A 1,361-nucleotide genomic window follows, 5' to 3' on the forward strand; every position below is an offset into this window, starting at 1 on the left:
AAATGCTGAAATTATGGGGCTTGCATCACTTTGAATCACACCCGTGCAGAACTGGCGGCAAAGGTGATGCTGCCCGTGCGCGTTACACTGCCCGTGATCGTATAATCGATGGTCAAAGGCGACGTGGTATCACCGCTACGCAGCACTTCAAAAACCGCCGTGTGCCCTTCTGGCACACTTTGCGGTCCACCAATTGAAACCACATTTCCCACATCCAACAGAGTGAGCGTGCTGTTCGCACCAAAAGAAATAAATGTGTCGAGATCCCCATCGGCATCGACGTCAAACACTTCTTTTAGCTGTATTACTGCAATCCCGTAATCGATCGAGTCTACGCCAACCTCAAAATCTCGAACGACATCGTGACCTTGCGGAATGGTTACGGTTGAAAAAGGATGATTCATCGACTCCAGAATACCAAAGGTATCACTCCCATCCCCCCCGATCAGGACGTCGTTGCCGCTATAGCCGACAAGCCTGTCATTACCACCTTTTCCCTCAATGAAATCATCGCTTGCAGAGTACGGATTGCCAAACAATATGTCATCCTCTTTATCCTGCCCGAGTAGAAAAACTCGCCGCCCCTCGTGCCCACTAGCCGACACCGCTAGTCGATCGTATACGACGGAATCCTGATCAATGATGATCACGTCGTCGCGAGTCATCTCTGCATAAAAGTCGGAGTCTCTGATGCGGGTAATTCCGACTCGATAGGTTTCTGGCACAGGCGTATGAACATAAGCTGTCAGTAACGGGTTATAAGTTGGAATCAAACCGGAGTATTCCGGAGCGGAAAAGACCAGATTGTCCGTCGTCGAATCATAGTCAGGACGAAATCCCGCCAAGTTAAGCTTTGGATCCAGGACTTCTCCCGCCTTAAACACCCAGTCATTCTCGAAGCCAATATTGAGTATGCGCGACTCATTGCGCTCCGCAATCTTAGGGGCTGCAAATGTCACATACTTTGCTCGATCAATAGCGGTGTGATAGCCACCGGTGTCCGATATCTCGCGCAATTCGTTGGTTATGCCAGCGCCGAGGCTGTGACTAGTCACCCAGGCGTTGGTGTAGTATATTAGCATTTCCCTGGCCCAGGCCGGGTTTGGCCGTAAAAGGAGAGGCGCGATGGCGATGAGGGTGAAGCCGGACACTGGAGAGGTCGGGGTGAAGCAGCGGTACCGGGTGACGAACTGGGCAGAGTACGACCGAGCGCTGGTCAATCGCGGCAATCTGACGATCTGGTTTGACGATGAAAGCATCCGGGACCACTGGACACCGCCGCCTCCGGTGGGGCGCGGCACACCTGGGCTATACTCATACCCTTACGCACAACTCATTGAGCATGTTTTGCCGACTTTGTG

1 protein-coding gene and 1 pseudogene are annotated in these 1,361 nt (G+C 52.3%); one reads left to right on the forward strand and one right to left on the reverse strand.

From position 1 onward, the window contains the following. Positions 1–35: 35 nt before the first annotated feature. Positions 36–1,082 carry a hypothetical protein gene (locus CAPSK01_RS14245; protein WP_273703731.1) on the reverse strand — a complete coding sequence of 349 codons (1,047 nt, stop codon included), beginning with the start codon at positions 1,080–1,082 and terminating at the stop codon, positions 36–38. Between the two features lie 43 nt (positions 1,083–1,125). Between CAPSK01_RS14245 and CAPSK01_RS23105 the strand changes: the two are divergent. After that, positions 1,126–1,361 (forward strand): annotated as a pseudogene (locus CAPSK01_RS23105) (hypothetical protein); the annotation flags it as partial.

The organism is Candidatus Accumulibacter vicinus (assembly GCF_000584955.1).
GTDB classification, from domain to species: Bacteria; Pseudomonadota; Gammaproteobacteria; order Burkholderiales; family Rhodocyclaceae; genus Accumulibacter; species Accumulibacter vicinus.

Excerpts from the sequence above, each read along its gene's own strand:
- CAPSK01_RS14245 (WP_273703731.1), bottom strand. The coding sequence starts at position 1,082 with ATGCTAATATACTACACCAACGCCTGGGTGACTAGTCACAGCCTCGGC.